Raw genomic sequence first — 6,514 nt, 5'->3', positions numbered from 1 at the left:
ACCGAGTACGGCTCGCAGGCGCATCAGGCCACCAAGGCCGAGCAGATCGCCGTTGCCAAGCGCACCCTGCACGAGCAGGGCCCCGGCGCCTGGCCCGTCTGCGGCAAGCGTGCCGGCCTGACCCGAACCAACGGCGGGGCCGATCCGAACGCCCGGCCCGGTGGCGGCTCGGCCGCTTCCCGTGGTGAGGATCGCGGCAGCACTCCCGCTCCGAGCTCCGGTGCATTGGTGGTGGACGGCAAGTTCGGCCCCAAGACCACCCGCGCCCTGGAGGCCTGGATCGGTGTCGGCCAGGACGGCCGCCTCTCCACCGGAGACATCAAGGCCCTGCAGTCCAAGGTCGGCGCACGTGCCGACGGCAAGATCGGGGCGGAGACCACGCGCAAGCTGCGCGCCGCCATCGGCCACGGCAACAACGGCGTGTGGGACTTCCGCACCAACTACGCCACCGTCAAGGCGCTCCAGGAGTACCTCAACGCCCACTGACTGCGTCCGTCGAGTTTGGTGCGGTTGAGTGCGGTGCGGGGCATCAGCGCCGGCCGAGCTCCAGCAGGTGGTCGATGACGGGCAGCAGTTCGTCCACGGCCACCTGCGCCACCTGCGTGGACAGGGACCCCCCGGTCAGAGCGGCGTCGAAGTAGAGACCGTCGCCGATCAGCAGGATCGCGTGGGCGATCGCCGGCGAGCCGACCTCCTCGCGGATCTGCGCCAGCCACTCGTCCCGGGCGCGCGCCATCGCGGCCCGCGCCCCTGGATGGGACTCCTGGGCCAGGTGCGCCACGGCCACCAGGGCACGATCCAACGCCGAATCGGTCCACACCGAGGTGCGCACGTAGTGGCGGGAGGGGCCGTCCTCGGCGGTGCGCATCTCCTCCAGGTCCTGGACCACCAGGGCGTCCAGGCGCTCGATGAGGCCCTCGGCCAGCGCTTCCTTGGACTTGAAGTGGTAGAGCAGCCCGCCCTTGGACACCCCTGCTCGGGCCGCGACCGCCTCCAGGGTGGTGGCACGCTGCCCATCCTCCAGGAGCATGGCCTGGTAGGCGTCGAGCACGGCATCACGGGCGGACATGCCTCAACCGTACTGGCAGCGACGGTGCGTAAGGACGCTGGGGCAAGTGGTGTGGAGCGCTCTGCCATGCCGGTCACAGCGCGGCTCCGCCCGATTGACTGTACCGTCTGGACGGTTTAGTTTCGGCGGTGTCCGTGGAGGCCGCGGACGAGGATCCGTCCCACCACGACCCCGGAGGTTCCTGTGCTGCCCGCCCCCGCCCGCACCGCCACCACGCGCCACGACAGGCCGGGCGCGCGCTGGTGGGCGCTCGCAGTGCTGATGCTGCCGGTGCTGCTGGTGGCGGTGGACAACACCGTGCTGTCCTTCGCCCTGCCCGCGATCTCCGAGGCCCTGGCCCCTACCGGGCAGCAGCTGCTGTGGATCGTGGACGTGTACCCGCTGGTCCTTGCCGGGCTGCTGGTGCCCATGGGCAGCCTCGGGGACCGCATCGGCCGCCGCCGCCTGCTGCTGCTCGGCGGCAGCGGCTTCACCGTGATCTCGGCGCTGGCCGCGTTCTCCCAGGACGCCCCCACCCTCATCGCCGCCCGCGCCCTGATGGGCTTCTTCGGCGCGATGCTGATGCCCGCCACCCTCTCCTGATCCGCAACATCTTCACCGACGCCACCGAGCGCCGCACCGCGATCGCCATCTGGGCGGCCGGTTTCTCCGGGGGAGCGGCACTGGGGCCGATCGTGGGCGGCTTCCTGCTGGGGCACTTCGCCTGGGGCTCGGTGTTCCTGCTGGCAGTGCCGGTGATGCTGCCCCTGCTGATCCTGGGGCCGCTCCTGATCCCCGAGTCCAAGGACCCCACCCCCGGGCCCGTGGATCCGCTGAGCGTACTGCTGGTGCTGGCGACCATGACCCCGCTGGTGTACGCGATCAAGACCTTCGCCACCACCGGAATGGGCGTGCTGCCCGTGGCGGCGGCCGCAGTGGCGATCCTGGCGGGCATCGCCTTCGTGCGTCGTCAGCTGCGCCGCGGGGAGCCGATGCTGGACGTCACCCTGTTCACGCGTCCCGTGTTCACCGGCGCCGTCACCGCGAACCTGCTGAGCGTGTTCTCCATGGTGGGATTCCTCTACTTCATCTCCCAGCACCTGCAGCTGGTCAGCGGCCGCAGCCCGATGGAGGCCGGCATGGTGCTGCTGCCCGGACTGCTGGTCACGATCGTCGCGGGCCTGGCGGTGGTGCGCCTGGTGCGGCACGTCTCGCCCGCCGCTGTCGTCACCGTCGGCCTGCTGCTGAACGGCGTGGCCTTCACGATCGCCGCAGTGACCGGGTCCTGGGGCTCGGATCTCATGCTGCTGATCGCCTTCGCCCTGCTGGGCGCCGGAGTGGGTGGCGCCGAGACCATCAGCAACGACCTGATCCTCTCGGCCGTCCCCGCCGAGAAGGCCGGGGCCGCCTCCGCGATCTCCGAGACCGCCTACGAGACCGGTGCCGTCCTCGGCACCGCCGTGCTGGGCAGCCTGCTCAACTACGCCTACCGCAGCCACGTCCAGCTGCCCGCCGAGCTGACGGCGTCCCAGCAGGCTGCCGCGTCGGAGACCTTGGGTGGGGCCACTGCGGTCGCCGAGCAGCTGCCGGCATCGGTGGCCGGGCCGATGCTCGACTCCGCGCGCCACGCCTTCGACTCCGGTGTGGTGATCACCAGCGGCATCGGCGCTGCACTGATGGTGCTGGCCGCCGTGATCGCCCATCGCACCCTGCGCGCCACGGACTGACGACGCGATCTGGGCGCGCGTCGGACCATGCGCGCCACGGTCCGCGAACGAGCCACGTCCCCGCGGCTGGACAGGGCCCTGTGCGTGACCAACGCATGAACGCATGCGTCGGCCACGGCCCCGCACATGACGCACAGGTTCACAGGCGCTCATGTTTCTTCCGAGCAGCGGCTGAGCGGTCCTAGCTTCCTGAGCATGCCACCAACGAAGCTCGTCACACCCCCTGCCACCGCGCCTCCCGTCACCGCATCCACTGCCCCCGCAGCTGCCACCGGCACATCAGCCGTCGCCCTGCTCGACGCGCCCCCGCGGCGACGGCCCGCCCTGAGCTACGAACTGTTCCCCGCCCGCAGCGGAGCCTCGTTCGAGCGCCTCCAGCAGACCGTCGCGCAGCTGGAGCAGACCGCCCCCGACTACGTCTCGGTCACCTCCCGCACCGGCTACCAGAACTTCGCCCGGGTGCTCGAACTGACCGACCACGTGCTGGGGGAGACCCGCCTGCGTCCCCTCGTCCACCTCACCAGCGTGGGCGCCCGCCGCCAGCACCTGGTGGCAGGCATCGAGGCCCTGCTGGACCGCGGCGTGCGCGGCATCCTCGCCCTGCGCGGCGACGTCCCCGAGGATCACGTGCCGGAGGAGGACGAGTTCCCCTTCGCCCGCTACCTCGTCGAGCTGATCCGCGAGGTGGAGCGCGACCGCAGCGCCCTGCTGGCCGGCGGACGCATCGCCGTGGGAGTGGCCGCCTACCCGGTGCGCCATCCCGAGTCCCCCACCCGTCAGCACGACATCGAGGTGCTGGTCTCCAAGGCCCGCTCCGGTGCCGACTTCGCGATCACCCAGGTGTTCTTCGACCCCGCCGCCTACTGCGACCTGGTGGCCCGGGCCCGCCGCGCCGGCGTCGACATCCCGCTGGTGCCCGGCTTCGTCCCCGCCACCGACCCCGCACGCCTGCAGCGCCTCGCGGAGCTCTCCGGTGTGCACGCCCCCCGCGAGCTGCTGCACGCCCTGGAGACCGCCCGTGACGAGACCGACCGCCGCCGCATCGGCACCCGCTTCACCGTCGATCTGATCCGCGGGGTGCTCGACGCCGGCGCGCCCGGCCTGCATCTGTACACCTTCAACCGCCACGCCGAAGCACTCGACGTGCTCGAGGCCCTCGACCTGGGCCAGTGGACCACCACCGACACACGCCACACAGGAGACCCCCGATGACCACCACGCCGCCGCCCACTGCTGCCCCGCTGCCCGCCGCCACCATCGTCGGCTACCCCCGGATCGGCCCTGACCGCGAGCTGAAGAAGGCCGAGGAGGCCTACTGGGCCGGCCGCATCGACCGCACCGAGCTCGACCGCCGCACCGCGGCCCTGCGCACCGCCACCCGCGAGCGCCTCACGGGCCTGGGCCTGGATGCCCCCGCGGCGATCCCGGAGACCTTCTCGCTGTACGACCAGGTGCTCGACGCCGCTGTCACCATCGGCGCGATCCCCGGGCGCTTCGCCGATGTGCTCGATGCCGACGGACGGATCGGCACCGATGGGTACTTCACCCTGGCCCGCGGCGATGCCCAGCGGCCTCCTCTGGAGATGACCAAGTGGTTCGACACGAACTACCACTACCTGGTGCCCGAGATCGGTCCTGACACCGACCTGCACCTGGCCTCCACCCAGGTCATCGACCTGTTCACCGAGGCGCTCGCCGCCGGCACCACCACCCGCCCGGTGCTGGTGGGCCCCCTCACCCTGCTGCTGCTGGCGAAGGCCGAGGACGGCGCCCCCGAGGGCTTCACGCCCCTGGATCGCCTGGACGACGCCGTCGCGGTGTACGCCGAGGTGCTCGAGCGTCTGGCCGATGCCGGCGCGCCCTGGGTGCAGGTGGATGAGCCCATCCTGGCCACCGACATCGACCTCGTCGCCGGCCCGTCGGCCGCGCGCGACGAGGGAGCAGGCAGTGCGGCGGCCCAGAGCGATGGGGGAGCGAGCAGTGCGGCGGCCCGAAGCGACGGGGGAGCGGGGGACGTCGACGACGTGATCGCCCGGGCGCTGCAGCGCTCCGTCGGCCGCCTCGCCTCCCTCGCCCAGCGCCCGCAGATCCTGGTGACCACCCCCTACGGCGGCATCGGCGATCACCTGCCCGCCCTCCTGTCCACCGGCGCCGAAGCCGTGCACCTCGACCTCACTCGCGGTGACCTGCCCACCGCCGAGCAGCTGACCGGCATCGGAGAGACCGCCCTGGTGGCGGGCCTGGTGGAGGGTCGCACCGTGTGGCGCACCGAGCTGCCCACGGCCGCCGCCCGCCTGGACGCGCTGCGTGACCTGGTGCGCACCGCCGGAGGGGACGAGCGCACCGTCTCCGTGGCCACCAGCGTGTCCCTCCAGCACGTTCCGCACAGCCTGGACCGCGAGAACGCGCTGGATGCCGCGCTGCGCGCCACGCTCGCCTTTGCCGACGAGAAGGTGGCCGAGGTTGTGCTCCTGGCATCCGGGGGCGTGGTCCCCGGCGACGTCGACGGTCCTCGCTCGGTACCGCGCGACTTTGCGGGTGTGCACGATGAGTCAGTGCGGGAGCGGGTGGCGGCACTGGGCCCCGACGCGTCCACGCGCTCGCCCTTCAGTGCCCGAAGGGCGGCGCAGGAGCAGGCCCTGGACCTGCCGGTGCTCCCCACCACCACCATCGGCTCCTTCCCGCAGACGGCTGAGGTGCGCCGCGCTCGCGCCGACCACCGCGCCGGTCGCCTGGATGCGAGCGGCTACCGCCAGGCGATGCGGGAGGAGATCGCCCGGGTGATCGCCCTGCAGGAGAAGCTGGGGCTGGACGTGCTGGTGCACGGCGAGGCCGAGCGCAACGACATGGTCCAGTACTTCGCCGAGCACCTGGACGGCTTCGTGGTCACCGAGCACGGCTGGGTGCAGTCCTACGGCTCCCGCTGCACGCGCCCCTCCATCCTGTTCGGGGACGTGTCCCGGCCCGAGCCGATCACCGTGGAGTGGTCCGCCTACGCCCAGTCCCTCACCAGCAAGCCCGTCAAGGGCATGCTCACCGGTCCCGTGACCATCCTGGCCTGGTCCTTCGTGCGTGATGACCAGCCGCTGGCGCAGACCGCCACCCAGGTGGCCCTGGCCCTGCGCGAGGAGATCGCGGACCTCGAAGCCGCCGGCATCGGCATCGTCCAGGTGGACGAGCCCGCCCTGCGCGAACTGCTGCCCCTGCGCCGCGCCGACCAGGACGCCTACCTGCGCTGGTCTGTCGAGTCCTTCCGCATCGCCACCGCCGGGGCGGCCGACGGCACGCAGATCCACACTCACCTGTGCTACAGCGAGTTCAACGAGGTCATCGACGCGATCGACGGTCTCGACGCCGACGTGACCAGCATCGAGTCGGCCCGCTCCCGCGGCGAGGTGGTGGACGCGATCGACCCCGAACGCTTCGAGCGCGGCATCGGTCCGGGCGTGTGGGACATCCACTCCCCGCGGGTCCCCTCCACCGAGGAGATCGTCGAGCTGCTCCAGCATGCCCAGGAGGCCATCGGTCCGCGCGCCCTGTGGGCCAACCCCGACTGCGGCCTGAAGACCCGCGGCTACCGCGAGACGGAGGCCAGCCTGCGCAACCTGGTGGAGGCCACGCGACAGGTGAGGGCGCAGGTCGCGGCGCTGGCGTGATGTCGGGTGGGCGCCCGGTTCTGGAACGGCGCGGGGTGTCCCGCGCCGCGGGCGCCCACCCCGCCCTGGCGGCCGGATAGGCT

Annotated in this window: 4 protein-coding genes and 1 pseudogene; 4 read left to right on the top strand and 1 reads right to left on the bottom strand. The window is 72.1% G+C overall.

Going from position 1 to position 6,514, the window contains the following annotated elements; genetic code table 11:
- Positions 1-486: transglycosylase family protein (locus tag IOE58_RS14645; RefSeq protein WP_193865727.1), on the top strand; the 486-nt coding region annotated here is incomplete at its 5' end.
- 43 nt (positions 487-529) lie between these two features.
- Here the strand turns inward: IOE58_RS14645 and IOE58_RS07260 are convergent.
- A complete protein-coding gene (locus tag IOE58_RS07260; RefSeq protein WP_193865726.1) occupies positions 530-1,069 on the bottom strand; it encodes a TetR/AcrR family transcriptional regulator in 540 nt (179 codons plus the stop codon).
- Positions 1,070-1,252: 183 nt separating this feature from the next.
- Here IOE58_RS07260 and IOE58_RS07255 point away from each other — a divergent pair.
- From IOE58_RS07255 to metE, 3 genes and pseudogenes are all read left to right on the top strand, one after another.
- Positions 1,253-2,775: pseudogene (locus IOE58_RS07255) on the top strand (MFS transporter).
- Positions 2,776-2,970: 195 nt separating this feature from the next.
- Positions 2,971-3,987 carry a methylenetetrahydrofolate reductase gene (locus tag IOE58_RS07250; protein WP_193865725.1) on the top strand — a complete coding sequence of 339 codons (1,017 nt, stop codon included), beginning with the start codon at positions 2,971-2,973 and terminating at the stop codon, positions 3,985-3,987.
- Complete coding sequence (metE, locus tag IOE58_RS07245) at positions 3,984-6,431, top strand: 5-methyltetrahydropteroyltriglutamate--homocysteine S-methyltransferase (RefSeq protein WP_193865724.1); 2,448 nt, start codon at positions 3,984-3,986, stop codon at positions 6,429-6,431. Before IOE58_RS07250 ends, metE begins: the two co-directional genes overlap by 4 nt.
- Positions 6,432-6,514 lie beyond the last annotated feature (83 nt).

Source organism: Brachybacterium epidermidis (assembly GCF_015209585.1).
GTDB lineage: Bacteria > Actinomycetota > Actinomycetes > Actinomycetales > Dermabacteraceae > Brachybacterium > Brachybacterium epidermidis.
This window is presented reverse-complemented; position numbering and strand designations above follow the sequence as displayed.